Below are 26,110 nucleotides of genomic sequence, written 5' to 3'. Positions count from 1 at the left end.
TTTGCCGCCATTTTCAAATAAAAAAGGGCTACACTTTCGTGTAACCCCTTGTTTTATTTGGTGGAGCTGGCGGGAGTTGAACCCGCGTCCGAAATTCCTACATACTAATTTAATAGTATTAAAAACAATATGTTACTTTATTTTTCAAAGAGTTAAATTTATTTCGCATTATTTGATTTTATGCGTTTTTATCTCTTTGTCGCCAAAGTGCCGCCATCAATTAGCGGCTCCAGTTGAGATTATGAAGTGGATTTTTTGTCACTGCATCTTCCAAATGGTCAGGTGCAAAGTGAGCATAAACCATGGTCATTTTAATGTCGGCATGACCTAAAATATCCCTTAATACTAATATGTTTCCGCCGTTCATCATAAAGTGGCTGGCGAAAGAATGACGCAGAACATGAGTGCATTGCCCTTCCGGTAGGTCAATACCGGCTCGTTTAATTGCTCGTTCAAAGGCTTTTCTGCATGGGGTAAATAGTTTTCCCCTGTTTTTGGGTAGTTCTTCATATAGGACCTGAGATATCGGAACGGTTCTGTTTTTTTTGCCTTTGGTTTTTGTGTAGGTAACCCGGTACTTTGATATTTGATGGCCTTGCAGATTTTCGGCTTCGCTCCAGCGTGCCCCCGTAGCTAAGCAAATTTTTGCAATTATTAACAGGCTGGGGCTTTGGGAATCGGCGCAGGCATCAAGTAAGCGTTTGATTTCTTCCGGTGCTAAGAACGCCAGTTCACCTTCTGCGATTTTAAATGTTGGAAGACCAGCAAGGGGATTGGGCGCAGGCCAGTGGCCTAATTTTTTCAGAGTACCAAAAACAGAAGATAGGTTGCGCTGTTCAAGGTTCACTGTCCGGGGCTTAACTGGCGACATCAGTGCACCTTCTTCATTTTTTACCTCACCTTTTAATCGGGCTTCTCGATATTTTGTGAAATCGCCAGCCGTTAGCTCTGAAGCGATGGGGTCGCCCAGCCCGTTACAGATGATGTTTAGTTTCGCCATTAGTCGCTTGGGGTCAGCCAGCGTTTGCCCGTAGAGTGAATGCCATTGTTCAATCAATTCGGACAAATGCCGCCGATCTTCCTTTTCACCCAGCCATGGTTTTTTATTCACCTCTTCCATGGTGAAGTTTTCGAAAGCTGTGGCCTCGCCTTTTGTCGCAAACTGCTTACGTACACGTTTGCCGTCACGCCCGTTCGGGTAGCACTCGCACAACCACTTTCCATTCGACTGCTTTCTGATGGTCATGGTCAGATACTCTTAATGACTTTTACAGCGCGTCCAATGGTATCAATATCATCAATGGAGCATTCGAAAGATGACTCGTCTTGGTGAACGACCATTTTATTACCGGGGATTCGCACAATTTTGACTATGTTTTTCATGCCATCAATATCTATCAACCAGTAACCATTACTTACCTGTTTTACTGACTTATCAACAAGATAGAAGCCTTTAGTGGTTTTAACATAAAGGTAGTTATCAGCTTCTCCAGAAATAAGACTGTGGTCGAGGAAAACCTCATCGTGTTCAAGAAGTGCGCCGTTCTCTATTTTTACTTGCTTTATTGTTGTTCTGGTCTCGTTATTGGACTTGTTTTTATTGTCTACCGCTGGGTGCATTTCTCCTTGCCCAGTAGTCAGCCAAAGTAATGAAACACCAGTTTCAATAGCGCACTGGATTATCCATTCAGCGGGAAAGCTATCCCTTAAGTATCTGTTTGACATGGTACTTTTTGCTACACCAAGGTGCTTGCAAAGTTGCTGTCGAGTGCTGAAATTGTAGGCTATGAGAATCCTATTAATCGCATCTCGCCCGCCGCTATCATTGCCAACCTTAATTGAATTCATAAGAAAAATCCTTGACGTACATAAAATGTGAACCTAACATGCACCCTGAGCCCCAAAAGCGAACTTCAACCGTATAAAATAAGATAAAACGAAGTAAAATTAGAGATGATGCACTATGAGCATAGATATATCAATTCGTGTACCTAAGGAGATGGCAACGCCTGCCGAGTTCGCAGAGTGGGAAGGTATTTCTCGCGGTTCTGTTTATCAGAAGATTTTTCATGGAAAACTCGCTAAGTACATGGTTAAAAAGGAAAAAAATAAGGGTCGTGTAAGCCTGCGCTATCTGATGTACAAAACTGATCAGGTTCGTGAAGCCCTTGGTCATTCCAACTTTCGTATCATCGTTGGTTAGTCAGACCAACTATAGAACTTTTGGAGGGGCTAGCATGTTTGATTGCCGAGTATCCAAACAATCTCACTTTGATTATGCATGTCGTACATTCTCCAATGCCCATAATGGGAGTTTAGTCCAATATTTGGAACTCATCGGGTTAATTCCGCAAATACTGCGAAATAAATTGAACCCTGAGCAGCCTCACATGCTGACTTGTGTTGACTTGATGAGGTTAACGGATGCCACAAAAGACGCCTCCCTTTTGGACAGTCTGCTGGAGCAATTACAGTGTCAGCCATCCGTGCCGGTTAATGGAATTTGTGACGCCAATATGCCAGGTTACTTATTAGGAGCAACGGCAGAAGTGGGCAAGCTGGCAAGTGAAGCTGTTTCGGGTGAGCGTCTTAATCATACCCGTGTGGCGGAGTTTAAGAAGACGGTTAATAACGCAGTGAGGTTATTAACGTTGGCGGGAGTTACTATTTCATCAAGATTGCACTCAAACCCAGCGTATACATCTGCAATGGATGCGTTTACGGGTTTAAGTGCTTCAATCGTATGAGGTCAATATGATTTTATCTAGGAATGCCGCCGCCAATGATAGCGCTGATTTTCTCCAGTTTAGTCAATGGCCTGTCAGATTCAAGATCACGACCATGCAGAGCAATACTGGCTCTTTTACGGGCGGGATTATAAAGCGAAGACAAAACTTGAGTATCGCTTTTTTCGATAGATTGCATTTGCTTGATAACTTCACTTTCAGACAGATTGGGGATTTCATCAAGCAAAATACGGTATCGGCTAACTTGCGCTTTTGCGTTACCCGCTTTTTCACCAAATTTGACGCTAAATTGCAATGCAGAAATGAACGCAATAATCAGACCAAACAACCATCCGTATTGGGTATTAGCAAAGACAGATGCACCAAGAAACAATTGGATAAAAGTACAAAATTGATTACATCGGTGATTAAAAATACCTGTCATTTCTTCGAGGTAAAAAGAATAGTTTACTTCAAAAGGGATGTTTTTTTGGGATGGTTGATTGGCCATGATAAGTCCTTATTTTTTATCCTGCCTCTCAGGTTGCTGCTTTTGTTGCTGCGGTTCCGAGGGGGCTGGGCGATGAGTACGATGAAATTTATTACTGTCGTCTGACATAAGTTTCCGTTTCCTTGTGGTGCGTTTGTTTGTCGAAATTCAATCTTACCACAACACCATGCGCCGGACATGGCTAAAAACCGGCAATCATTAAAAGCAAAGGTGACGGATTTTATTTTGTTTCTAATTAGGTGAGGTTTAAATGAACAAGGAATACCAAATGGAATCAACAGAACAGCGTGCTTTTCCAATGCCCTTTGAAATGCGCGCTCAGGGTTTAAACAAACTCGCTCAACTCAGAGCGGAGCATTTAAAATCGGGTAATGAGCAGTTGTGTGCTTTCATTGATGAAATGCGTGATAAGCACAATGAGCACTACGCGGATAACATCCGATTGTTAGGGGCTATTTTCTATCTTGCCAATATTCCTAAAGAACGGCATGGAATGGAATTAAATCAATTTACCCGTGAAGAAAGAGTGAGTTTTATAAAGGCAGTGAATTTGGTTAAGGCTGCGAGTGCATATTTACCAAATAATTTATCACTGCCCAATTAAATAATAATAAATACCGATTTAATTTTAATGGCGTCAACACGTCAGGGATTCTTTTTATCTAAAAATAGGAAATAAAGAAATGAAAGAAGATTGTTTACAAAAGTATTTTGCGAAAAACTCCGTTGTCGACGGTATCGTAGAGGTAATTGGATATGATTGGCCTGATGATATCGAACACCGAATCACTGTAATCATTGACGAAGTTCATCATTCTCAGGTTGGGCTAGATACTCTCTGTGAAATTAATCTTTCATTTTATGAATATTCATTATTAGCGCCTGAATATTTTTTTTATGAAGGTGCTAATGAGAATGCACATCAGGCATGTAGTTCAGTGTCTGCCGGGGTTTGCGAGTGAATCCAGCACCCACAACACGCCGCCAATGCAGTAAATTCCAGCCAGAGATGCCACAAAGCGCAGCTCTGGCTGCGTGCATTTCTCTGCCGTGGGATAAACCCATCCAGCCGATAGCCAGACCGTTCCCGGCTTATGCAGAGCAATACCAGAAAGAAGAAGAATATAAAGCGATTGCAAAGGCTATTGAGAAAGAGAATAACGAGTTCGCCCGTGTTCAGCAGCTATTAAAGCAGCAGCCGTCTATCGTTCGCATGGATGTTCAATACAAAGCTAATGTTTTAGAAAAGGAGCAAGGGACGCCACGCGCCGAGGCTTTTTTATCTAAGACATTCGTTGATCGCATTTTACCCAGAGTCAATTTGGTGACCGGGCGTTACCAGATTCAGAAAATGGACGTGGATAACACGCTATATATGGCACGGTTTAACCGTATTCCTGATATGTCACGGGAAGATCTCGAATTACTGGCAAACGATATTGCTCAGTTTATTCTTGAGGAATTGAAGACGGTTGCAGATGACATCCCATCAGAAGACAGCGATCTGAAACGGGCATGTGCCTTATACATGCGTGCAGCCGCGATCACCAAAGCCTATCGTCAGGATGCACCCCGCTGGGACAAGCTGACTGGCTGCTTTTTTGATGAGACGCAGGCTATCGCGGCCATCTCTCGCATGACCTCTGATAAATGGTGGCTGGGTCGGTTACGCCGTTTGGCGGCTGAGTGGCGCGAACACTTGCAGATTTCCATTAACCGCGTCAGTAAAAAGGCCAGTATCTACGCCAGCAAAATGGCGATTTCTGAATGGAAAGAGCAGAAGCACCGCACGAAAGAGTTTATTAAGTCTATGGAACTGGAGGACGAGGAAGGCAACCGCATCAGCCTGATTGATAAATATTATGGCAGTGTGGCGAATCCGGCGATCCGCCGTACTGAAATGATGGTACGCATTCGGGGCTTTGAAAATATCTGTAACGAACTGGGTTACGTCGCTGAATTCTATACTCTGACCGCGCCCTCTAAATATCATGCCACTACCCGTCACGGACACCGTAACCGCAAATGGAACGGATGCAGCCCGGCTGATACGCAGAAATATTTAAGCGGTGTCTGGGCAAAAATCAGAGCCAAATTACACCGCAATAATTTGCGTATCTTTGGCATCCGCGTGGCTGAACCTCATCATGATGGTACGCCCCACTGGCATATGCTGTTTTTTATGCAGCCAGACCAGGCTGATCAGGTACGCGATATCATCCGTGACTATGCCTTGCAGGAAGATCGCCACGAACTGCGAACAGCAAAAGCCCTGAAAGCCCGGTTTCATGCCGAGAAGATTGATCCGGAAAAAGGGTCAGCAACGGGCTATGTGGCGAAATACATATCTAAAAACATTGATGGCTACGCAATGGACGACGAGCTGGATGATGAAAGCAATCGCCCCATGAAAGAAGCCGCGCTGGCGGCCAGTGCATGGGCGGCGCGTTGGCGTGTCCGTCAATTCCAATTTGTGGGCGGTGCGCCCGTGACCGTTTACCGTGAATTGCGTCGCATGGCAGATCATGATGTCGCGATGGGCTTAAGTGTGGAATTTGCCGCTGTGCATGACGCCGCTGATAACGGCGACTGGGCAAATTATATCAATGCGCAGGGTGGCCCGTTTGTGCGTCGTGACGATTTGGTGGCGCGTCTGTGGTATGAAGCAGAGCAGGAAACTAACGCCCACGGTGAGGAAGTGATCCGCATTAAGGGGGTTTTCTCTCCGTCTGTGGGCATGGATACACCTATCTTAACCCGTCTGAAAAGCTGGAAGATTGTGCCGAAGTTGGCCGAAGAGTCAGCGGAGGCGGGTTTTAGCGGTGCGCCCGCACCGCCTAGGAGTTCTGTCAATAACTGTACGGAGGCACGAAGTACGATTACCAAAGACATCGCATCCAGTGATCTTTGTCTGGAGGAATTCCAGCGTAGTTGGTATCAAATGAATGAGCGCGAAAAGATAGAACGTGTCTATGAATCCGCCAAATTGCAGGGTTTAGCGATGAGTGAGGGTTTAGCACAGGCATTATTGCGGGGGAATAGTTTGTCTATAGAGGGCAAATACTATCGGTTATCTATGTTTGGACATCTTAACGAAACCAAACCGCCGCATACGGAAAGAACAAAAAAGATACTGACAAGGCTCAGTGAAAAATTATGCATCAGTATGAATATTAACGAAATAATTCGAAATCCTAAAGGGCATTATCAGAGTATTTTAAAAGAAATTTCTGGAAATATTGAGTAAGTCACACTATTGATTGTTTCATAAAGAAATTACTTCACTTGTTAATTATTTTTATATATGCTGCGCAAAAATACAACAGTATAGTTTTAAGGGAATATTATGTCGGATTTTTTTTCTGAATCAATTTCACTGGAGCGAATTGATTTGTTATTGCGCTTGGCTACTAAAGGGGAATGTAACCATGATGAGCGTTATCAGGCTCTTATTTGGTGTTCCGAATTGACTACTCAATTAATTAAGCAATTTGATGAAAATGAAACAAAGCCACTCAATAGTGGCTCACGTCTCGACTTAAGCGGCACAGGTCTGCAATAAATCTAATGCCATTTGGCGCTGTTGCGGATTGAGGTTATTAATCACAGTCTGCAACAGAATATCGCCCGTTTTGGCACTGGGGCTGATGGTGTGTGAAAACGTCAAATTCATCACAAATGTGTGACCACATTCCACATCAGAGCATGAACAATACACATCAGCAATCTGGCGGTGCATCCGGTTGGTTTTGCGGATGACCGACTTAGCGCCACACTCAGGACAGATTATTTTTAATACGCGCATATTCCTCATTCCCAAAGTATCGATTTTCCTCGATTTTACCATTTTCTTGCTCATTCCGCACCCGAACTTACGTTATCTTGCTGAAAACTGAGGTGTAATATTTCGGGGATATCACTGCTGTTTATAGCACCCATGAACATATTTTGAACGGGAATGACTTCATCCTTGCGGTAGGCATCACGGGCTTTTTCCGGATCACCCAAACCGCCGACATTGGTCGGGATAATCCCCGCCAATCCTGCCGGGAATCGGTGGGCGGTCAGCACATCCTGTGAACTGATGCTTTTCACATTGGCAAATTCATCATTGGCGGAAATGTCGCCAACCGGAATAAACTTAATGCCGTCCGGGTCACCATTGGGAATATTCACAAATAAGGTATCAAAGTTACCGATCCCCTTACTTTGTTGCAGTTTCCAGATAATTTCTTCTTCGGTCTCATCGGAGATGTTCGGGTCATTGGTGTAGATGATCCCACCCGTATGGGCGCCATTGTGGTAATAGCGGCGGCGGAAGATGGTCGCTTCCGAGTTGAGTAAGGCCGCATGGATGCCTCCAATATAATCCGGCAAGCCGTAAACTTGTTGCTGTGGGTCATATTGCTTGATGAAAATGACTTCTTCCGGTGAATAAACCAAGGGTTCGCCCTCCTGCAATACGACAAAATCCCCGTCCTTACGGCGGCGCAGGTAAAGCGAGGGCAACACCGCCAGTTTCACCACATCGCCCCAGAAGTTGCGCACTTTCAGGATCGCCACATCGCCGAAAATCAGGAAGTTCATCATGGCCGATTTAAATTGCTCATGCGTCAGCCCGCCGCCGAGGTAATCAGAGGCAATCATATTGTGGCGGGCATAGAGAACGCCGCCATGCTGCCCGTTCATGTTGGTCAGTTGTGCCAGCGCCAGACGGTCAATGGGCAGGGTGTAATGATCATAATCATTGTCATACCAGATTTTCTGGTAATCCGTCATGGTAGTGAGTATCGGTTCCGGTTTACCCAGCGTGATCAGGCTCATTTTCCGTTGATGGTTGCTTGTCTGGGGTGCGTTTGTGGTCTTCCTTAACGTTTTCTTGCTCATCATGCTGCCTTTGAAAATTGATATTTAGAGGTGCGTTTCTTCTCGTAATTGAGCGGTTCATTCATCAGGGCATGGGCGATGGCCCAGAACACGTCAGCGTGTCCGGTTTCCTGCGAACGGTCAGCCACAAAGGTCATTGCGCCGCCTTTGGCCGTGGTGGTGTGCCGGATGGACAGAAATGAAGCCAGAATTTCTTTTTGTTCCTGATCCCATTTAAGGCGTTCTTCACTGACCACATCAATCATCTTCATGACCAACTGATTTTTGCTTTGCTGGCTGTAGTGAATGGCGCGGGTTTGCCGTGGGGCGAAGTCCTGCACCATCTCATAAACCCCGTGACCAATCCCCGTGGTATCAATGCCGATATGGGTAAAGCGATAGCGCTTGAACAGGTCTTCAATCAGTTTGGCCTGATGCTTCCAGTTCATGCCCTGCCAGTAGCATGTTGCCAGTACCCGAAAGGCTTCACCGGCCATCAGGGGCGGAGCGACAATCACAAAAGTACTGGTATCGCCGGAGCGAGCCGGGTCAAAGCCGCCCCAGACTTCACGTTCGCCAAACGGGCGCGGGGCATTGGGGTTGTGATCCTGCCAAAGGTGGGTATCAACGCCGCAATTATCTATCTGGCTGTAGGTAAAGACAGACGCGCCACTGTCAACAAACACGCACATAAACAGCATGTTAAAAGAGTCTTTATTGTATTTGTTGCGCAGTCGGTCAATGCTGGCGAGGTTAAAGCCGCCTTTGATGGCGTCTTCCAGTGTAATGACATAGCGCCACTGACCATCAGGACAATCGCGTCCGCCATCACGCAGCTCACCAAACGTAGGAAAAGCCACATTCTTACGTTTGGCATCGTTGCCGCGCCATTCGTCACCCGTCCAAAGGGAGTATGCCGGATGCGTTTTGGCGCTGGGGGTAGAAAAATAGGTGGTGCGCCAATGGTCATGGGTGGCCATGGCAGAAGCAACTTCATTGAACCGTTTGAAATCCGGTATCCAGAAATATTCATCACAATACAAATGCCCGCTGTAAGACTGGGCGGTGTTCTTGTTGGTCGAAAGAAAACGCAATTCAGCGCCATTACTCAGGCGAATATGTTCCCCGGTTAACGTTATTCCGAAAAGTTGTTCAGCAAAGTTCACGATATAAGAGCGGAATACTTGTGCCTGTGGTTTGGAGGCTGATAAGAAAACTTGCGGTTTACCTGTTAATACCGCGTCTTCAAAGGCTTCAAAGGCAAAATACCATGTCGCCCCGATTTGGCGTGATTTTAAAATATTTCGCACGCTCTTATGCTTGTTGGCGCGTAAATGCTTTTGGTAACCGAACAGGTTATTATCAACAAAGGTCTGGAAGTCCTCTTCCGTCAATGCCGAAATATCATTTTTACGATAACGTTTCTTTTTCGTCGGCTCGCCGTTCCCGGTGGCAACACCATCATTATGACCCGATTGCGCCCGTACCTTAATCTCAGTCAGCTTCTCTTTATGTTTATTTTCCTGCGCCACCAGTTTGACATGATGGGCAATCAGGCGGTCAAGTTCGTCCTGCTCGAGCGCGGTTTTACTGTTGCGTTCACTGAGCAGGGCAACCCGGCGCGTAATCGCTTCCTGCACAGTTTCATGGCTGAGCATATCCGCCCAGTGCCCTTTTTCCGCCCAGTAATAAACGATCCGCCGATTGGGAAGATTGAGTTCACCGGCAATTTCAGCCGGGGTATAGCGGCGCAGATACAGCGACTTCGCCACTTTGATTAATTCATCAGAATATTTCGCCATGTTTCCTTTTCCTGACTATCCTTGATTCCTCAGCCCGCATTATGCAGGGCTAACTTTCTCCTTACGTCCGGCCAACTTCGGTTTAATTCGGTTATGCGTTATATCCGAATTTAGTCGGATTTCACCCCTCGCAGCATTTTTTTGAATCCGCAATACTGTGTCTGAAGCAAACCAAAGGAATGCGATATGTCTCAGTTAATGACGAACTGGATATGTATTGCCATGGAGGGCGACACGGTTGATGGCCGGGTGATGGAGCCGAAATGGATTCTGGATGCGGCAGAACTTTATGATCCTCAACTGTATACCGCCCTGATTTGGCCGGAACACGAACGTTGGACGGGAACAATGGGCGAAGTGCTCGCTGTTAAAGCTGAACGGGGCGATGACGGATTATTGCGCTTATATGCCCAATTGCGACCCAATCACCGTTTGTTGGATGCCAATCGGGACGGGCAACTGCTGTTTACCTCAGTGGAATTTACGATAGACGGTAACTTTCGTGGCACCGGCAAAACCTATCTGGAAGGGCTGGCAGTGACGAGTTCGCCAGCCAGTGTGGGCACCACACGCCTACAGTTTAGTAAAAAGAAAAAATCTCATCGGTCAGGCGTGTATAAGCCACTGGTGATTGATGAAGTCAGGGAATTTAAACAAAAGGGAACAAAAATGGCTAAAAGCACTAAAAAGACATGGCGTAGTCGCTTCGGTATTGAAGAGCCGGAAGAAACCCCCGCCGAAACCACGGGTGACGATGCTTTGCAGGCTATCGCTGAGGCGTTGGCAGAGATGGATAATCGAATGACAGCAATCGAAAGCCAGTTGGCATCCACTGAGCAGGTCGTGGAAGAAGTTCAGGAAGATGTCGAAACGGTGAAAGAGGTGGTTGATACCGAAGCGTTCGCCCGACTGCGCGATAACCTGCCAAAGATTTTGAAAAATTTCGGTAAGTTGGAGGGTATTGCAACCCCATTGCCGTCTAAAAATCCGAAAGGCAACAAAAACAAGAGTTTTAATTATCTGTGATCCCTCTGATGGGAACAAGCAAAGGGAAGAGCTATGCAATTGAATAATCGGGCACGGGCATTTTTGCAGCAATATTCTGCGGGATTGGCTGAAGCCTACGGGGTGACGGATACCTCGCGCTACTTTGCGCTGACTGACCCGAAAGAAACCGCCTTACGCAGTGCGCTGCTGGAGTCCGTCGAGTTCCTGAGCATGATCACCTGTGCGGATGTGGATCACCTGTCCGGTCAGGTGGTGTCCGTGGGCAATCCCGGACTGTTTACGGGACGCAAGAAAGATGGCCGCTTTATGCGTCAGACGGGCGTTGATGGCAATGAATATAAATTGGTGGAAACCGATTCCGGCGCCGCGCTGAAATGGGACTTGCTGTCCATCTGGGCGAACTCCGGCAGTGAAGAAGAATTCTTCCAGCGGATGCAGGCGTTTACCAATGAATCGTTTGCGCTGGATATGCTGCGTGTCGGCTTTAACGGCCAGCGGGTGGCAGATTCAACTGACCCGGACGCGAACCCGAACGGGGAAGATGTTAACAAAGGCTGGCATCAAATCGCCAAAGACTGGAATGACGGCAAACAGGTGATCACTTCCCCGGTGAAACTGGATGAACACGGTGACTTTAAGTCACTGGATGCGATGGCGTCAGACCTGATTAACACCTGCATTCCGCAGCAATTCCGCCATGATCCGCGTTTGGTGGTACTGGTCGGGGCGGATTTGGTGGCGGCGGAACAATACCGGCTTTATCAGGCGGCCGATAAACCGACCGAAAAGATCGCGGCACAAATGCTGGGCAGCTCTATCGCCGGACGTCCGGCGATGATCCCGCCGTTTATGCCGGGCAAGCGCATGACGGTGACCATGTTGCCGAACCTGCAAATCCTGACCCAGCGCAACACCCGTCAGCGCAAGGCGGAGTTTATCGATGATCGCAAGCAGTTCGAAAACAAATACCTGCGCAATGAGGGTTACGCGATTGAAACGCCGGAGTTGTACGCGGCCTACGATGAAAGTGCCGTGACCATTGGCACGGTGGCTGAACCGGCTGAAAAACTGGGTAAAGACTGATGTTGTCACCTGCTCAACGGCACCGGGCAGCGGTGGAACTGCGCCAGAAGCTGGCGCGGCAACAAGCGGTTGCCCTTGCCGATGGTGCGAGTATGCATCTGCAAGCCCGCGCCATTGAGCAGGACGTCAAGCGGTTGCGCCAGTTAACACTGACAGCGGAACGGGTCGAGATGAAACGGCAGGAACTGTTACCCAACTACCTGCCCACGGCACAGCGCTATCTGGATGAGGGCGAGGTGTACCGCAACCCGATTTTTGCCCACTGCGTGATTTGGTTATTTGATATCGGGGAGTTTGATAAGGGACTGGACTGGGCGGATATCGCCATCGCACAAGGACAGCTCACCCCCGATAACTTTCGCAGTGGCTTCCCGGCGTTCGTGGCCGACACCGTTTTACTCTGGGCACAGGCGGAAGCCGAAGCGGGCAACCCCGTCGAACCCTATTTTTCAAGGACATTTCAGAATGTCACTGAAAAATGGCAAGTACACGAGAAAATCAAGGCCAAATACTACAAGTTTGCTGCCCTGAACCTATTGAAAGGGGATAACAGCGAAATTAAGGCCAGTTCGGTGGACAGGCTGGAGGTGCTGGAGCAGGTCGATGGTTGGCTGGCGAAAGCCCACCAATGCAACCCGAAATCCGGGGTGAAAACCTATCGGCAACGGATTGCCGCCCGCATACGGGCACTGGCTATTGGGCAATAACGACTACCGCAAGCCGGAGCGGGCGCGGTGGAGGCAGGGCACTGTGTGCTGATGGCCGTGGAAACCGGACAGCCCGCTTTTTTTTCAGGGAGAGAGAGGCACGATGTTTAATGGCAACACCGTGGATTACCGGGATGCCCCGCTGACCAATGATGGCTTCTGGCCGGATTTGAATTTGCGGGAATTTCAGGCCAATCGCAAGCTGCCGGCTGAGCTGGATAACGACATGCTTGCCAATGCCTTGCTGGCAACGGTGGCAGAGATCAATCTTGATTTGAAGCGCCTGAAATCGCGTCTGGAGGCCAGAGGCTACCCGACAGCGGCCGATGTGCCGGGTATTTCCATCAATGGCAATAACGTCCTGGTCAGCCAGTATAAAAAGGCGGTCTATGCGCGGGCAAAGGCGGATTTGTTGGGGGAATACACAACCTTGGTCAGCCGTGCCCCCAATCCGGGACAGGAAAGCCCGGAAGTGCGCAAAAGATTGCTGGCCGAAGCCGCCGTCGTGCTGCGCAACATGAAAGGGCATGGACGCACAACGGTACGTTTGATATGAGCAAGTTACAGAAATTAACCGCGTTCTTACGGGAAAACCTGCCGGAACGCCTGTGCGAGACGGAATTTAGCAGTGAAATGGATGAAATCCGCTTTATTCCGGCGCAACGGGATTTAGGGCTGGGGCAATACCAGATGTTTGTCCAGCAATATGAGGCGGTGATTGCGTGGGGGCGTTTTCCTTACCGGGAATGTGATCCGCGTAATATCCCCTTGCTGATTGATAGCTGGTTAACGGCGCAGGGGAATGGCTGGGGTGATGCCAATGTCGAGCAGGAGCAGCCCACGTTAACGGTAGAAGTTGATGGCGAGACGGCGGTTGTGGTGGTGTCGTTGTCACTGGCCGAGCCTGTGGTGATCCGCGAAGACCCGCAAGGCATGATCCCGTTTGATGGCAAGCGCTGGTCATTGGCCGAGACTGAAATCTGGTTTGCTGAACAAGGCGCGGTGCATAGCGTGGATGAAACGGGTGCCCATATCGGGCAACGGCCATGATCCACGGCCAGCTAAACCGCAGCCAGCTTAAGAAATTGCAGGATGCATTGCGTGACCTTGATTTGCCCGAGAAAAAGCGCCAGCGCCTGTTATGGCGCATTGCAAAATACGGGTTGATTGATGCGGCAAAACGCAATGTGCGCAATCAGCGATCGCCGGAGGGGGAAAGCTGGACGGCCAGAAAAAGTCCGTGGCGCAAGAAGATGCTCAGGAATATGCCGAAACTGCTGCATATCCGGGAAATGCCGGAAATCGACGCGGTGCGCGTTTACCTGCAAGGCGGAAGTTACCGCAACGGCAAGCAGCCAGTGCCTGCGGGGGTTGTGGGATATGCCCAGCAACACGGGATGCGTTTTCAGGTCGGTCGGCAGCAGGTGCAAAAGAACGTTGACCGGGAGCGCATGGCGACCATCAAGCAGGCCAAAAAGCTGCGTGAATTGGGTTATAAGGTCAGAAAGGGCAAGCGTTGGCGTAAGCCCCCGATAAAGGAAATGACCGCCAACATGAAATTTATTCAGGCGGGGACATTGATCCGCGAACTCAGCGGCGAGGTGGCTAAAAGCACATGGACGATTGAAGTGCCTGCCAGAGCGTTCTTGGGCATGAATGATGAAGAATTCAGTAAAGCGCTGGCTCGCCAGCTACAAGGGATTGGATACGGCGCAGGGTAAGCGCCTTAATAAAGGACGAAATTATGTGGCCACATGTACAGGTTAATCAGGTTAACCAACTGCAAGGCGAAACAAAGGACATTGAGCGGGTATTGCTCTTCGTTGGCACAGGGAAAACCAACGTGGGCAAAACCCTCGCCGTGAATACCCAGACGGACTTTGATGCTGTCTTGGGCACGGCGCAGACCGCCCTGAAACGCCACGTTCAGGCGGCGATGACCAACGCCGGGCAAAACTGGTCAGGGTACGTGCATATCCTGCCCGAACAGGCGGACGAACGGGCATTCGTGGAGGCCGTTATTGCAGCGCAGCCCGTTGCCAGTGTTGAGGGTTATGTGCTGACGGTCGGTGCCACCAAAGCGGTGATCAAGGCGGCGCAAACCCTGCGTGCCAATACCATTGCGAAATTTGGCCGCTGGCAATGGGCTATTCTGGCGGTGGATGCCCCCCAATCCAAGGAGCCGTGGGCCGATTACGTCACCCGCTTGGCCGAGCTGCAAAAGGGGGAGGCCGTGGCTTCGGTGCAACTGGTGCCGTGTCTGTGGGGTAATGAGGCGGGTGTACTGGCCGGGCGTTTGTGCAATCGTGCCGTCACCGTGGCAGACAGCCCTGCACGGGTACAGACCGGCGCACTGATGGATTTGGGCGCGACCGACTTCCCGAAAGACGGCACCGGACAGCCGATTGATCTGGCGACCTTGCAGGCACTGGAAAAACTGCGTTTCAGTGTGCCGATGTGGTATCCCGATTATGACGGCCTGTATTGGTCAGATGGCCGTACACTGGACGTGGAAGGGGGCGATTACCAGAGCATCGAAAATTTGCGGATTGTCGATAAAGTGGCACGGCGTGTGCGTTTGCAGGCCATCGCCAAAATTGCCGATCGCAGCCTGAACAGTACACCGGGCAGCATCGCCACGCATCAGGCATACTTCGCCCGTACCTTACGTGAAATGTCACGTAGTACCGAAATTAACGGGGTGACCTTTCCGGGGGAAGTGAAATCCCCGAAAGACGGTGATGTGGTCATTACATGGCGCAATAAAAACACGGTGGAAATTTATATCACGATCCGCACTTACGAATGCCCGAAAGGTATTTCTGTCAGTTTGTTGCTGGATAGCAGTCTGGAGAAAAGCGCATGAGTCAACGTATCTCAGGCCAGTCGATTGATTTTAATATGGACGGCTCCCTTGTTCATGCGGAAAAGGTCAATTTATCCATTACGGATAACACCGCCGCCGCCCAGACGCAGGGCGTACCGGACGGCTATATTGCCGGGGATGTGGCGGCGGAGGGGGAAATTGAACTCAGTACCAAGTACTTGGACATCGTCACCGCCAAAGCACGCGCGGCGGGTTCATGGCGGGGCATTCAGCCCGTTGATCTGATGTGGTATGCCAAAGCGGGCAACGAAGAGATGAAAGTCGAGGCTTACGGCTGCAAGCTGATTGTCAGCGACATTCTGGACGTTGATCCGAAAGGTGGCAGCATCATGACCCACAAAGTGAAGTTTGTGGTGACCAGCCCGGACTTTGTGCGCATTAATGGCATTCCTTATCTGGAAGCAGAACTGACACAAAGCCTGATTGGGTAAGGATGGGGGTTCATGGAAGAACACGAAAAAACCTTTGTCACGCTGGTGCTATTGGGGGCACTGATTGCGTTGGGTAAAATGCTGACCGGTAACGAACCTATCACCTTACGGCTGTTTATCGGCCGTATCATTCTGGGTTCAGCCGTGTCAGTGATGGCGGGAGCGTTGCTGATTTGGTGGCCGGGCATCAGCCCGATCGCGGTCACCGGGATTGGCAGTGCACTAGGCATTGCCGGCTATCAGTTAATTGAGGTCTGGTTACGCAAGCGCGGCAGCGCATTGCTGACAGGGAAGTTAAAGAAATGACACTGAGTGAAAAACAACAGCTTTTTTCTGTCCTGATCGCACAATTGATCTTATGGGCAGACGAACGCGGCTACCGCGTGACATTGGGCGAAGCCTATCGCACACCGGAACAGGCCGCGCTGAATGCCCGGAAAGGGACAGGGATTGCCAACAGCCTGCATACCCAGCGTCTGGCGCTGGATCTCAACCTGTTTATCCAGGGCGAGTACCAGACAAACAGTCAGGCGTATCTGCCCTTGGGGGAATATTGGGAGACGCTGGGCGGAACGTGGGGCGGGCGCTTTTCCCGTCCGGATGGCAATCATTTTTCACTGGCGCATAACGGGGTGAAATGATGCCCAGGGCACGGACGCTGTATTTTTTCCTTGTGGCACTGGCGTTCTGTGCCGGCTGGCGCGTCAATCACTATTACCGCGACAGTCTGGAGCTGAACATCACACGGGCAGCGGCGGAAACCGGGGAGAAAATCCGCCGGGAACTGCACGCCCTTTCCAGTGCTTCCGCCCGCCAGTTAGAAACCAAATTAGAGGGGATCGCCCATGCCGCCCCGCGAGAAATTCGTACTGAGGTGGTTAAGCCTGTCTTTACTGCTGTGTGCGTTAGCCCTGAGTTTGTCAGGATGTACAACGAGACCACCGACAGTATCGAACGTACCTTATCAGGAAAACCTGCTGACAAAATGTCAGGACAGGTTACCGAAACTGGCCGGAACGACCGGCAATAATCTGGCGAATATAATCATTGATTATGCGGCTTTATATGGTCATTGCGCCGCCCGGCATAATCAATTAGTGGATGAAATTAATCAAAGAAAGGAAATAACCCATGAGCAAAGAAAATAAAATCATTACCTTAATTATCGCTGAAACGGAAATTAAATTTGAACCGAATATGATTGCCTATAACAGCATGATTAATGATATGACACTGGACAATAAAATTGTGCCGATTGTCACTTACCTGCGCCGTGTCGTTCAGCCCGCCTCCAAAGCGGCACTGGATGAATTCCTGCAAATCCCCGGTGCCGCCATGCAGATTGTGGAACGGGTGAATTCAGAATATGCGCCCAAGCTGGAAATTGAAATAAAAAACTAAATGCACGGGTTAAGGCGATTGACAATAGTGTCTTTGAGCAAGCCTTATTATTACGCCGTCATTATTTACCGCATGAAAAAGATAATACGGAAAATTTAGCCCGTGCTATTTGGCTGGATAATCGTTACTGGGAAAATATGCGCATTGCCACGGCAAACGGAATTGCATTAGCGTTCAAGGGTGAATCATGAGTCAGGGGCAATTAGAGTTTACCTTAAGCCTGATTGATAAAATCACACAGCCGCTGGCGAGTGCGAAAGCGGCGGTGTCGGGCTTTGCCCAAACCTCACAGGACGCCTTCGGGAAAATCGCCGTGGGCGGTGCGGGGCTGGCCGCCTCGTTCTGGTCAATCAAGGGCTTCCTTGATCCGGCCATTGAAATGGATGAGGCGCTTAAATCCGCCTCCTTGCAGGGCATTGACAGCACGATGATGGCGAAAGTCGCCAAAGATGCCATGACCTTTAGCTCGCAGTATGGCAAGTCGTCGATTGAGTTTGTGCAGTCGGCAACGGAAATCAATAAGGCGGTTAACGGGCTGTCACAAGGCGACTTGCCCCGGATGACCCAGATTGCCAACACCACAGCCGCCGCCCTGAAATCCAGTGCCGGCGATGCGGCCAGTTACATGGGGAAAATGTTTGCGCAGTTCTCCAGTCAGGCGCAAGCGGTCGGGCACCTCCAGTTTGCCGAACAACTGGCAGGCAAGGCGGTGATCATGTCGAAGACCTTCGGCACCTCCATGACGGACATTGCTGACCTGATGGAGGGCGCCCGCGCCGCCGGGACACAGTTTGGTGTCGGGATTGATGAACAATTGGCGGTGTTGGGTGAACTGCAACGCTCTTTGGGCGGAGAATCCAGTGGTGCCTATGAGTCGTTTATCACCAATGCGGAGGCCAGCGGGAAGAAACTGGGCTTAAGTTTCGTCAATGCGTCCGGCCAGTTGTTATCCATGCCGGACATGCTGGAGAAACTCCAGACCAAATACGGCAAAAGCATTGAGGGCAATCTCAAGGCTCAGGCGGAAATTGAAGAGGCTTTTGGGGATTCCGCCGTGGTGGTCAAACAGCTTTACGGCAATGTCGATGTGCTGCGCAAGAACATGACGGCACTGGGCGCGAACGATGGCATGAAGCGCACCCGCGAAATGGCCGAACTGATGGCGAACCCGTGGGAACGGCTGCATGCGATTTGGGAAAATATCCGCATTGCCATCGGTTCAACCTTGCTGCCGGTGATCGTCCCACTGGTCAACAAGATGGCAAACACCAGTCAAATACTGGTGCGCTGGATGAAGTTATTTCCCAATATCGCCCGCTGGGTCGGTTATATCACGCTGGGCATCCTGAGCTTTGCCGCAGCGGGCGCGGCGGCCAATATTGTGATGGGGGTGTCCCGCTTTATCTGGTCGGGGTTGATCCCGTTATGGAATGCCAGTGCGTTCATGTTTTCCCTGCTAACGGGAAGAATGAATGTGATGTCAACAACCAGTGCCCGGCTAACCAGTATGCTGGCACGGGTGCGTACCTGCCTGATTGTCACCAAGATAGCCTCTTGGGCAGCGGCGGCCGGGTTTACGGCCATGACGTGGCCTGTGTTGGCGATCATTGCGGTGGTTGCTGCCTTGGTGATTGCCGTCATTAAATTCTGGCAACCGATTAAGGCGTTTATCAAAGGGTTTATTCAGGGGTTCAGCAGCGCCGGGAATTCGCTTTCCCCGTTGTCGTCTGTCTTTAATGCAATAGGCTCTGTCATCGGTTTTGTCTGGGAAAGCGTGAAGACCCTGTTTGGCTGGTTTGCCAAGCTATTGGCACCGATACAGTACACTGATGAAGAATTACAGGGTGTAACCGAGGCAGGCAGTTCCTTTGGCCGCATTGTGGCCGGAGCGATCGGTTTGATCATGTTGCCGCTTAATCTGGTGATTAAAGTGGTGGGCATTCTGGCGCAGTTATTTGAGAGCGCATGGCAGTTGATTGGGCAAGGATGGGAAACGCTGTGCAACGGGTTCAGTAATTTTTCACTGGCTGACACACTTTCCGGCATGGCGGACAGTGTCAGCGATCTCTTTAGCGGGTTATGGGATGGGATAAAAACCTCATTTGGTGAAGCGTATAACTGGATTGTTGAGAAATTAAACTACATTCCGGGAATTAACATTGAAACCAAAACCATTGAAGGGAGTGCTTCAACACCTAAGCCCTTCGTGCAACCGTCAATAGATAACCCGCAGGTGGCTTCAAGCATCATCACGGGCGGGAACATGAAAGGTATCGGTAAAGGGGGATTGAACCAGAACCTTAGCCGGAATAGCCAGACATCCATTGATAACAGTCGTCGGATTGAAAATGTCACGTTGAATGTTAAAGGCAACGTCACACCGGAACAACTTACAGAATGGGAACAGGTGGCTTATGGATGAGCCAAGATACATTGATTTATTGATTACGGGCGGCAGTTTCACGCTGAACTCAGGCAATGAACCGCGTTTTTGCCATAACCGCCTTTCCATCGGGCAGGACTGTGTCCATGCCATTATGGAAAGTGGCCTTGCCACCGAACTGGTTGCCGAACGCAGCCCGACACTGCGTGCTGATATCCGCACCCAGATAGAAATTCTGGTCGAAGATGATGACCGGATTATTCCGGGCACGGTCAGCATTAACGAAGAATCGCCGACCCAATTATGGATCACGGCTGAAACTTACGATTTTGGCCGTATCAATGTGAGCGTAGGCAATGGACACTAAACCGACAATTGATTACGAGAAAGTGCTGCGTGACAGCGGGATGCCGACCACGGAAACCGACATCAGCACGGCGTTCGCCAAGGTTGTGGATGAAGCAGGACTCGTCACTAATACCTCGCGCATGTCTCCGTTCTGGCGGCTGATTAATACGATTGTGACGCGCCCGGTAGGGTGGCTCAAGGAGGCATTAATCCATGTCACCCTGAAAAACATGTATCTGGCGACCGCGTCGGGCGCTTGGCTGGATATGTTCGCCTGGGGCGTCAACCTGAAACGCAAGCCTGCCTCCGCTGCACAGGGGGTTATTCGTTTTTACAAAGCGGCGGGGGCATCGGCGGTCACGGTGCCCGCCGGAACGGTGATCCAGACTGAGCGCATCAATGGCGAAATCTATCGGGTCAGCACCACGGAAAGCGTCGTGCTGGCCGATGGGGTTGCCAGTGCCTTGCTGCCTGTGGCTGCAGAAAGTGCAGGCGGGGCATTCAACCTTGCGCCCGGCTATTTTCGACTCCTGCCCGTGGCGGTGTCCGGTATTGAGCGGGTGCAGAATGAAGAAGGCTGGCTGTTAACGCCCGGCGCAGATGCAGAGTCAGACGATGATCTGCGTGACCGTTGCCGCAACCAATATAATCTGGTCGGTAACTATCATACTGATGCGGTGTATCGGGGCATGATTGCCGCTGTGGCAGGCTTGAGCATTGACCGCATCTTCTTCCTGCATGATGCACCCCGTGGGGCTGGCACCGCCAACGCCTATCTGTTATTGGATTCCGGCGTAACCAGCCAGCCTTTTATTGAGGCGGTGAACAATTACATCACCAATCAGGGGCATCACGGGCATGGCGATGATATGCAGTGCCTGCCGATGCCGGAAACGCATCACGCGCTGACCGTGACGCTGTTTGTGGTCAATCTGGCGAACTACAGTCAGGAACAGATAGCGGCACTGAAAACAGATGCCGGCAACCTGATCCGCTGCGCCTTTCGGGAAAATACCGATTATCCGGTGAAGAAAACGTGGCCGTACTCGCGTTTTTCTTTCTCCAACTTGGGGCGGGAGATCCATCGTGAGTTCGGCGAAATTGAATCACTGAGCTTTTCATTGGCGGACATTCTCAGTGAGCTGAGTGTGCCCCGGCTGCAATCGCTGACGGTGGAGGTGAAGAATGTCTGAGTTCCGGGAACGCCTCACCCGGCTGGCGCTGCCGTCATGGATGAACAAGGGGGAACCCGCCAAGCTGTTGGGCGCGGCGCGGGCATTCTGGCTGGGCGTATATGACTGGCTGAAATGGCCGCTGGCGCAACTGGACGCGGAAACCTGTTCCGAAGCGCTGTTGTCGGTGCTGGCCTATCAGCGGGATATCCAGCGCTTTAACGGTGAACCGCTGCCCTTGTTTCGCAAGCGGGTGAAGTACGCCTTTATCAACGCCAGAGACGCGGGCAGCGTGGCCGGGTTTATTGCCATTTTTGATCGCTTGGGGATCGGCTATGTGGAAATCAACGAGCGCCAGCCCGACATTGACTGGGATGTGATTATCCTGCGCCTGAGTGACAGCCAGATAGCGGCCAATCCTGATTTGCTGATGAACATCATCCGTCAGTATGGCCGCACCTGCCGCCGCTACCGTTTTGAAGTGATCGCCAAAAATCAGTTGCTGATGCGGGTTGGCAGCGTGGGCGCAGAGTATTGCACTTACGCTGCTGCCATGCCAACCCAGCCATTATTATTAAAAGTAGGGCATATCGCAGGTGTTGCCGTCTGTGACAGTGCCCGCCTCAAGGAAAGTAACGCACCGAACGTGACCTACGGTGCTTCATTATAAGGAAATAAAGAATGTCCTCCGTCATAACCCTGGACTTTGAAAAATGGAAAGCACAGCAAACCGCCGCAGGCAATCCCGTCGTGTTGGATGAGTTTGTGTTTGCCTATGTGCCGAACCTTGATCCCTCTCAGGCCATTAGCCGCGATGAGAAACTGCCTGCGGCCAATCACATTGTGCATCGTCAGGCGGTGAACAAGACTGGTCTTGCCAGTGAGAACGCCGTGGCCTACAGCGTCACGCTGGGAACCGACGTCGGCCACTTTGATTTTAACTGGATTGGCCTGCTCAATAAGGCTTCTGGCACTATCGGCATGATCACCCATGCCCCCACGCAGAAGAAAATCAAAACCGCCAACGGCTTGCAGGGCAATGTCCTGACCCGCTCTTTCCTGCTGGAGTTTGAGGGTGCCGCCAAAGAGACCGCCATCACTACCACGGCGGAAACGTGGCAGATTGATTTTACTGCGCGTTTAACGGGCATGGATGACATGCAGCGCCTGATTAATACCGACAGCTACGGCGAGGCGGCATTTTTTGGGGATAGCTTTGCGGTGATCCGCAACGGTGATCAATACACGGTAAAAAAAGGGCTGGCCTATGTGGGCGGGCTGCGTGGGGTGTTGGAGTTTGACCAGACCTTGAGCTATATGCGTAATACCCGCGTGTATGCCGATTTTAGTTATCAGGGCAATCTGGTGAGCCAGTGGAAAACCGTGGTGAAAATTACCGTTGCCAATGATCTGAAAAACTATGTTGATGTGGCGGGGTATCCACATTATGTGTTTGCGATTGCCCAAACTGATGGCAATGGTGACATTATGGATTTGCGCAGTCAAGGAACATTAAGCGACCGTGACATTGCCGATATTCAAAAACAGCTTTCTGCTGTTAAAGAAAATATCAATTCCCGATTAGCCAAAAGTCAAAACGGTGCGGATATCGAGAACAAACAGGTTTTTGTTTACAATCTGGGGCTAACGGATACGGTAGACATGGCAGCCAGCGCTATACCGAAATCATCCATTGCACAACATTCGGGTAACTCAGAAAAACTCGTAATGAGTCAGTATGTAACAACCCGGCTCATCAGTGAACGTATAACAAAATCTGACGCAATACTCTTAGCCAATCGTCGGCTCGAAAAATCCCAGAATGGTGCAGATATTCCCGATAAAAAGGTGTTTGTTAAAAATATCGGCTTAGAGAAAACGGTGGAATTAGCGGCCAATGCCATACCTGAATCATCTATTGTGCATAGATCCGGTGATTCACAAGAACTCGTAATGAGCCAGCAGGTAACAACCCGACTGATTAGTGAACGCATGACAAAAGAAGAGGCTGTACTGTTGGCCGTTCCTGTCGGTGGCATATTGATATGGGGAAGTCCGGCCGCTTATCCCAAAAATTACATGCCTGCTTTTGGTCAACAGTTTGACCCCTTTGAAAACCCTGAACTTGTTAAAATATATCCATCTGGACGTTTACCCGATTATCGGGGATATGTCCCTAGGGGATGGGATGAAAAGAGAAAAATAGACTCTGGAAGGGTATTAGGATCATTTCAGGAGGATGCTATCCGGGAAATTACAGGTGTGATACGGACAGGCAGTCGTAAAATTGACGGGTCTCCAGATATAGATAATACAACAGGGGCATTTTCAACCATCAGCACTGGTACCGAAATTGCGGTTTATGGCCGTTCAGAAAGCCCCAACGCCTATACCTACGAGGACAAAGAGTTTAGAGCTTCACATGTTGTGCCTACAGCCCATGAAAATAGGATGAAGAACGTTGCAGTTATTTTTTTAGTAAGGACGCGATAAATGAGTAAATATCAGATGGAATTACCGATTGTAAAATTTAACAAAAAAGGATTTGCGCTATCAGATGGTTGGGTTCAGGTATATCGTGCCAGTGAGTATACCCGCGAATATACGGGGACAGATATTACCGGTGTTTTTGCTACATTTGGTTTACCCGCCGGAGCTTATTTGGATAAACCGGAACCTCCTCCATCTGATAATATGGCAATTTGTAGGGCGGCTGATGGTAAGTCATGGATTCATGTTCCCGACTTCCGGGGACGAATGGCTTATCACACTCAGACACGCCAGCATATTGAGATTAAGAGCATCGGGGAGTTACCGCCTGAGTTGACGTTCTTAGCACCTCAAACGTTGTTTGATCAATGGAATGGCAAACAGTGGGTAACAGATATTGCAGCACAATACCAGTATGAAAGGCAACAAGTGGAAAAATTGCGAACACAATTGCGTCAACAGGCGGAAGCTATTATCACACCATTGCTATATGCGTTAGATACTGAGTTGGCTACTGAAGATGAAAAACAGGCCTTAATTGAGTGGAAAAAATATCTGGTGGCCTTGAGTCGTCTGGATATCTCGGAGCCAATGAGTATCACATGGCCGGAACAACCGAATGTGGCAGCGTAAAACCCTGCAACTGTCCCCGAATTTATCGGGGATCTCCGCCACGATCGTCCCCGTGCACCCGTTTATTTACGGTATCGGGCAGCAAACCGACAGCGGCAGTTACTTAAGCCCAGTCAACGCCATTCATTATCTGTCTCATAAACTGATGGGTGCCGGAAACCTGAACACCGTTGTCTTGATGATCTGCGCCAAAACCCACGATGAATTTATGCAGAACCTGACACAATTTTCATCGGTGTTGCCGCTGCCGGTGTTTGCGCAGGTCACCCGCATGGCAAAAACTGCTGAACGTCTGGCAATCACCAAAATGCAATTGCCTGCGCCACAGGGAGGCGGTTTACCGCTGCCCCAGCCACTGTCAACGGCAACCAGTCGCTTGGCGGTTAATGTGCAATTAATTGAACAGGCCAAAGCACAAGCCAGCGCGGGCAGCAGTTTAGCCGGATTAAAATCCCAGTTAAGCGGATTTACCACCGTCAGGCAGCACGCCTTGCGGCAGGTCACGGATGCCCTGACTGGCACAATGGGGAAATCGGCCAGCGTCTGGACATTCACCGGAACAGGCCACGGCGCCCATCTGGCTGAGCAGATGCGCAAGGGCATCCCGGAGCCGGACGCAGTTTACACATTGGCTACGCTGTTTGTCGGGGATGACATCAGCCCACTAGAAAGGATGCTACACCATGAGCCAGATTATCACCCTCGCCCTTGATGGCGAGGCCATCCCGTTAAAAAGCCTGACCGTGACGCCCTCCATGATGTTTCAGGACAGCGACCAAAGCGGCCAATCTTCCAGCACCGCCGTCGCAGAACAAGGAATCAAGCCGAAAGAATTGCGCATTACGGGCATTATTCCCTTTACCGAACAGAAAACCCTGTCCCGCCTGTTTGCACTGGCGGAAGCCAAAGACAACGGCAACCTGAAACGCTACCGGATCGCCAACCTGACCGCACAGGCCATTAACTTTCGCATTGGCACGTTTACGGGCACGATTGACGCCAGCAAGCTGGACGGCAAGCAGGCATGGCAGGTCACGTTTACCCTCCGGGAACATTTATCGGTGTCTGAAAAACGCGATGCCCGCGCTGCCGGCACTGTTTCGGCCAAGAAACAAACCGGAAAGGGAGGTGCTGCCGCTAAGGAAGAGCCGGAAAAATTAAGCTGGTTTGAACGCAAGGTCTTAAAGCCGATTAATGATCATATAGGGGCGGCCAATGAAACCCCTTAACCGCCTTTACTTATCCGGTGATGAGATCCACTTGGTGGATGCCAATCTTATGCTGGAACTGTCATCGTGCGGCCGGGGCTTTATCACGGCAGAAACTACCACCGATTACACCGGGAAACTGGTGCGCCTCGATGTGGGGTATACCGATTTGCTGCTGCGTTGGTTTACGGGCTATGTGGAACGCTCACAGCCTGCCCAGAACGGTTATCAGCGCCTGTTTGTGCGTGAGCTGGTTGGCATATTTGACCGCCCGTGGTCGTGTTCATTTCAGCACCCGACCCTACGCCAAATTGTGGACTGGTTACAGGAACACAGCGGGCTGACGTTCACCTTACCGGATGCGCCTTACACGGATACCCCCATCCCGCACTATACCCACAATGGCACGGGCTATCAGTTGCTGGCGAATCTGGGGCAGGTCTTTTCGATTGAA

At 50.1% G+C, this 26,110-nt stretch carries 34 protein-coding genes and 1 pseudogene; 29 read left to right on the top strand and 6 right to left on the bottom strand.

Annotated features, from left to right (window positions below; translation table 11 throughout):
- Positions 1-220 precede the first annotated feature (220 nt).
- Complete coding sequence (locus Xbed_RS16765; RefSeq protein ID WP_086114005.1) at positions 221-1,246, bottom strand: site-specific integrase; 1,026 nt, start codon at positions 1,244-1,246, stop codon at positions 221-223.
- Positions 1,247-1,248: 2 nt separating this feature from the next.
- Positions 1,249-1,848, bottom strand: coding sequence for a phage repressor protein CI (locus Xbed_RS16760; RefSeq protein ID WP_086114004.1), 600 nt, complete (start codon positions 1,846-1,848; stop codon positions 1,249-1,251).
- A gap of 115 nt (positions 1,849-1,963) precedes the next feature.
- Between Xbed_RS16760 and Xbed_RS16755 the strand changes: the two genes are divergently transcribed.
- A complete protein-coding gene (locus Xbed_RS16755) occupies positions 1,964-2,203 on the top strand; it encodes a Rha family transcriptional regulator (protein ID WP_086114003.1) in 240 nt (79 codons plus the stop codon).
- Between the two features lie 34 nt (positions 2,204-2,237).
- Positions 2,238-2,747 carry a phage regulatory CII family protein gene (locus Xbed_RS16750; protein WP_086114002.1) on the top strand — a complete coding sequence of 170 codons (510 nt, stop codon included), beginning with the start codon at positions 2,238-2,240 and terminating at the stop codon, positions 2,745-2,747.
- Between the two features lie 13 nt (positions 2,748-2,760).
- Here Xbed_RS16750 and Xbed_RS16745 read toward each other — a convergent pair whose 3' ends face one another.
- A complete protein-coding gene (locus Xbed_RS16745) occupies positions 2,761-3,237 on the bottom strand; it encodes a hypothetical protein (protein WP_086114001.1) in 477 nt (158 codons plus the stop codon).
- 268 nt (positions 3,238-3,505) lie between these two features.
- On the opposite strand from Xbed_RS16745, the gene Xbed_RS16740 reads away from it, so the two are divergent.
- The 4 genes from Xbed_RS16740 (at position 3,506) to Xbed_RS16725 (ending at position 6,799) form a co-directional block, all read left to right on the top strand.
- Entirely contained in the window at positions 3,506-3,841 is a 336-nt protein-coding gene (locus Xbed_RS16740; protein ID WP_244182524.1) for a DUF5347 family protein, read from the top strand.
- Positions 3,842-3,920: 79 nt separating this feature from the next.
- Positions 3,921-4,199, top strand: coding sequence for a hypothetical protein (locus tag Xbed_RS16735; protein ID WP_086113999.1), 279 nt, complete (start codon positions 3,921-3,923; stop codon positions 4,197-4,199).
- A gap of 47 nt (positions 4,200-4,246) precedes the next feature.
- Positions 4,247-6,484, top strand: coding sequence for a replication endonuclease (locus Xbed_RS16730; protein ID WP_167371933.1), 2,238 nt, complete (start codon positions 4,247-4,249; stop codon positions 6,482-6,484).
- A gap of 99 nt (positions 6,485-6,583) precedes the next feature.
- Complete coding sequence (locus Xbed_RS16725; RefSeq protein WP_086113997.1) at positions 6,584-6,799, top strand: hypothetical protein; 216 nt, start codon at positions 6,584-6,586, stop codon at positions 6,797-6,799.
- Here Xbed_RS16725 and Xbed_RS16720 read toward each other — a convergent pair.
- The 3 genes from Xbed_RS16720 to Xbed_RS16710 are packed head-to-tail and all read right to left on the bottom strand — an operon-like array spanning position 6,776 to position 9,905.
- Positions 6,776-7,096 (bottom strand): Ogr/Delta-like zinc finger protein, encoded by a 321-nt coding sequence (locus tag Xbed_RS16720; RefSeq protein WP_086113996.1) that lies wholly within the window; start codon positions 7,094-7,096, stop codon positions 6,776-6,778. The two genes, Xbed_RS16725 and Xbed_RS16720, sit on opposite strands and share 24 nt — an antisense overlap.
- Positions 7,093-8,124, bottom strand: coding sequence for a phage portal protein (locus Xbed_RS16715; RefSeq protein WP_086113995.1), 1,032 nt, complete (start codon positions 8,122-8,124; stop codon positions 7,093-7,095). The genes Xbed_RS16720 and Xbed_RS16715 overlap by 4 nt, the downstream gene beginning before the upstream one ends.
- Positions 8,124-9,905: a terminase large subunit domain-containing protein gene (locus Xbed_RS16710; RefSeq protein WP_086113994.1), complete on the bottom strand. Its 1,782-nt coding sequence runs from the start codon at positions 9,903-9,905 to the stop codon at positions 8,124-8,126. Before Xbed_RS16710 ends, Xbed_RS16715 begins: the two co-directional genes overlap by 1 nt.
- A 186-nt stretch (positions 9,906-10,091) precedes the next feature.
- Between Xbed_RS16710 and Xbed_RS16705 the strand changes: the two genes are divergently transcribed.
- From Xbed_RS16705 to Xbed_RS16600, 23 genes and pseudogenes are all read left to right on the top strand, one after another.
- On the top strand, positions 10,092-10,931 hold the full coding sequence (locus tag Xbed_RS16705; RefSeq protein ID WP_086113993.1) for a GPO family capsid scaffolding protein: 840 nt from the start codon (positions 10,092-10,094) through the stop codon (positions 10,929-10,931).
- A 33-nt stretch (positions 10,932-10,964) separates the two neighbouring features.
- Positions 10,965-11,996 carry a phage major capsid protein, P2 family gene (locus tag Xbed_RS16700; RefSeq protein WP_086113992.1) on the top strand — a complete coding sequence of 344 codons (1,032 nt, stop codon included), beginning with the start codon at positions 10,965-10,967 and terminating at the stop codon, positions 11,994-11,996.
- Positions 11,996-12,703, top strand: coding sequence for a phage terminase small subunit (gene gpM / locus Xbed_RS16695; protein ID WP_086113991.1), 708 nt, complete (start codon positions 11,996-11,998; stop codon positions 12,701-12,703). Before Xbed_RS16700 ends, gpM begins: the two co-directional genes overlap by 1 nt.
- A 103-nt stretch (positions 12,704-12,806) precedes the next feature.
- Complete coding sequence (locus tag Xbed_RS16690; protein WP_086113990.1) at positions 12,807-13,259, top strand: head completion/stabilization protein; 453 nt, start codon at positions 12,807-12,809, stop codon at positions 13,257-13,259.
- Positions 13,256-13,753 (top strand): phage tail protein, encoded by a 498-nt coding sequence (locus Xbed_RS16685; RefSeq protein WP_086113989.1) that lies wholly within the window; start codon positions 13,256-13,258, stop codon positions 13,751-13,753. The genes Xbed_RS16690 and Xbed_RS16685 overlap by 4 nt, the downstream gene beginning before the upstream one ends.
- On the top strand, positions 13,750-14,424 hold the full coding sequence (locus Xbed_RS16680; RefSeq protein WP_086113988.1) for a hypothetical protein: 675 nt from the start codon (positions 13,750-13,752) through the stop codon (positions 14,422-14,424). Before Xbed_RS16685 ends, Xbed_RS16680 begins: the two co-directional genes overlap by 4 nt.
- 20 nt (positions 14,425-14,444) lie before the next feature.
- A complete protein-coding gene (locus Xbed_RS16675; RefSeq protein ID WP_208612263.1) occupies positions 14,445-15,569 on the top strand; it encodes a DUF2586 domain-containing protein in 1,125 nt (374 codons plus the stop codon).
- The gene (locus Xbed_RS16670) at positions 15,566-16,021 is read left to right on the top strand and encodes a DUF2597 family protein (protein ID WP_086113986.1); all 456 of its coding nucleotides are present in this window, start codon (positions 15,566-15,568) and stop codon (positions 16,019-16,021) included. The genes Xbed_RS16675 and Xbed_RS16670 overlap by 4 nt, the downstream gene beginning before the upstream one ends.
- 12 nt (positions 16,022-16,033) lie before the next feature.
- Positions 16,034-16,327, top strand: coding sequence for a phage holin family protein (locus Xbed_RS16665; RefSeq protein ID WP_086113985.1), 294 nt, complete (start codon positions 16,034-16,036; stop codon positions 16,325-16,327).
- Positions 16,324-16,662 carry a M15 family metallopeptidase gene (locus Xbed_RS16660; RefSeq protein WP_086113984.1) on the top strand — a complete coding sequence of 113 codons (339 nt, stop codon included), beginning with the start codon at positions 16,324-16,326 and terminating at the stop codon, positions 16,660-16,662. Before Xbed_RS16665 ends, Xbed_RS16660 begins: the two co-directional genes overlap by 4 nt.
- On the top strand, positions 16,662-17,051 hold the full coding sequence (locus tag Xbed_RS16655; protein WP_086113983.1) for a hypothetical protein: 390 nt from the start codon (positions 16,662-16,664) through the stop codon (positions 17,049-17,051). The genes Xbed_RS16660 and Xbed_RS16655 overlap by 1 nt, the downstream gene beginning before the upstream one ends.
- Positions 16,939-17,169, top strand: coding sequence for a hypothetical protein (locus Xbed_RS20735; protein WP_086113982.1), 231 nt, complete (start codon positions 16,939-16,941; stop codon positions 17,167-17,169). The genes Xbed_RS16655 and Xbed_RS20735 overlap by 113 nt, the downstream gene beginning before the upstream one ends.
- Positions 17,153-17,422, top strand: coding sequence for a putative phage tail assembly chaperone (locus Xbed_RS16645; RefSeq protein ID WP_086113981.1), 270 nt, complete (start codon positions 17,153-17,155; stop codon positions 17,420-17,422). Before Xbed_RS20735 ends, Xbed_RS16645 begins: the two co-directional genes overlap by 17 nt.
- A 17-nt stretch (positions 17,423-17,439) precedes the next feature.
- Positions 17,440-17,613, top strand: coding sequence for a DUF6890 family protein (locus Xbed_RS20730; RefSeq protein WP_422641370.1), 174 nt, complete (start codon positions 17,440-17,442; stop codon positions 17,611-17,613).
- Positions 17,610-19,844, top strand: a complete 2,235-nt coding sequence (locus Xbed_RS16640; protein WP_086113980.1) for a phage tail tape measure protein — start codon at positions 17,610-17,612, stop codon at positions 19,842-19,844. Before Xbed_RS20730 ends, Xbed_RS16640 begins: the two co-directional genes overlap by 4 nt.
- Complete coding sequence (locus Xbed_RS16635; RefSeq protein WP_086113979.1) at positions 19,837-20,172, top strand: DUF2590 family protein; 336 nt, start codon at positions 19,837-19,839, stop codon at positions 20,170-20,172. Before Xbed_RS16640 ends, Xbed_RS16635 begins: the two co-directional genes overlap by 8 nt.
- A complete protein-coding gene (locus tag Xbed_RS16630; RefSeq protein WP_086113978.1) occupies positions 20,162-21,346 on the top strand; it encodes a baseplate J/gp47 family protein in 1,185 nt (394 codons plus the stop codon). Before Xbed_RS16635 ends, Xbed_RS16630 begins: the two co-directional genes overlap by 11 nt.
- On the top strand, positions 21,339-21,995 hold the full coding sequence (locus Xbed_RS16625) for a phage tail protein (RefSeq protein WP_086113977.1): 657 nt from the start codon (positions 21,339-21,341) through the stop codon (positions 21,993-21,995). Before Xbed_RS16630 ends, Xbed_RS16625 begins: the two co-directional genes overlap by 8 nt.
- 11 nt (positions 21,996-22,006) lie before the next feature.
- Entirely contained in the window at positions 22,007-23,818 is a 1,812-nt protein-coding gene (locus Xbed_RS16620) for a phage tail-collar fiber domain-containing protein (RefSeq protein ID WP_086113976.1), read from the top strand.
- Entirely contained in the window at positions 23,819-24,448 is a 630-nt protein-coding gene (locus Xbed_RS16615; protein ID WP_086113975.1) for a tail fiber assembly protein, read from the top strand.
- Positions 24,435-25,160 (top strand): hypothetical protein, encoded by a 726-nt coding sequence (locus Xbed_RS16610; RefSeq protein ID WP_086113974.1) that lies wholly within the window; start codon positions 24,435-24,437, stop codon positions 25,158-25,160. Before Xbed_RS16615 ends, Xbed_RS16610 begins: the two co-directional genes overlap by 14 nt.
- Positions 25,132-25,677 (top strand): baseplate complex protein, encoded by a 546-nt coding sequence (locus Xbed_RS16605; protein WP_086113973.1) that lies wholly within the window; start codon positions 25,132-25,134, stop codon positions 25,675-25,677. The genes Xbed_RS16610 and Xbed_RS16605 overlap by 29 nt, the downstream gene beginning before the upstream one ends.
- Positions 25,664-26,110 (top strand): annotated as a pseudogene (locus Xbed_RS16600) (hypothetical protein); the annotation flags it as partial. The gene Xbed_RS16605 and the pseudogene Xbed_RS16600, both read left to right, overlap by 14 nt.

This window comes from Xenorhabdus beddingii (assembly GCF_002127545.1).
Lineage (GTDB): Bacteria > Pseudomonadota > Gammaproteobacteria > Enterobacterales > Enterobacteriaceae > Xenorhabdus > Xenorhabdus beddingii.
Note: the sequence above shows the minus strand (reverse complement) of the source record. Positions and strands in the feature narration are given on the sequence as shown.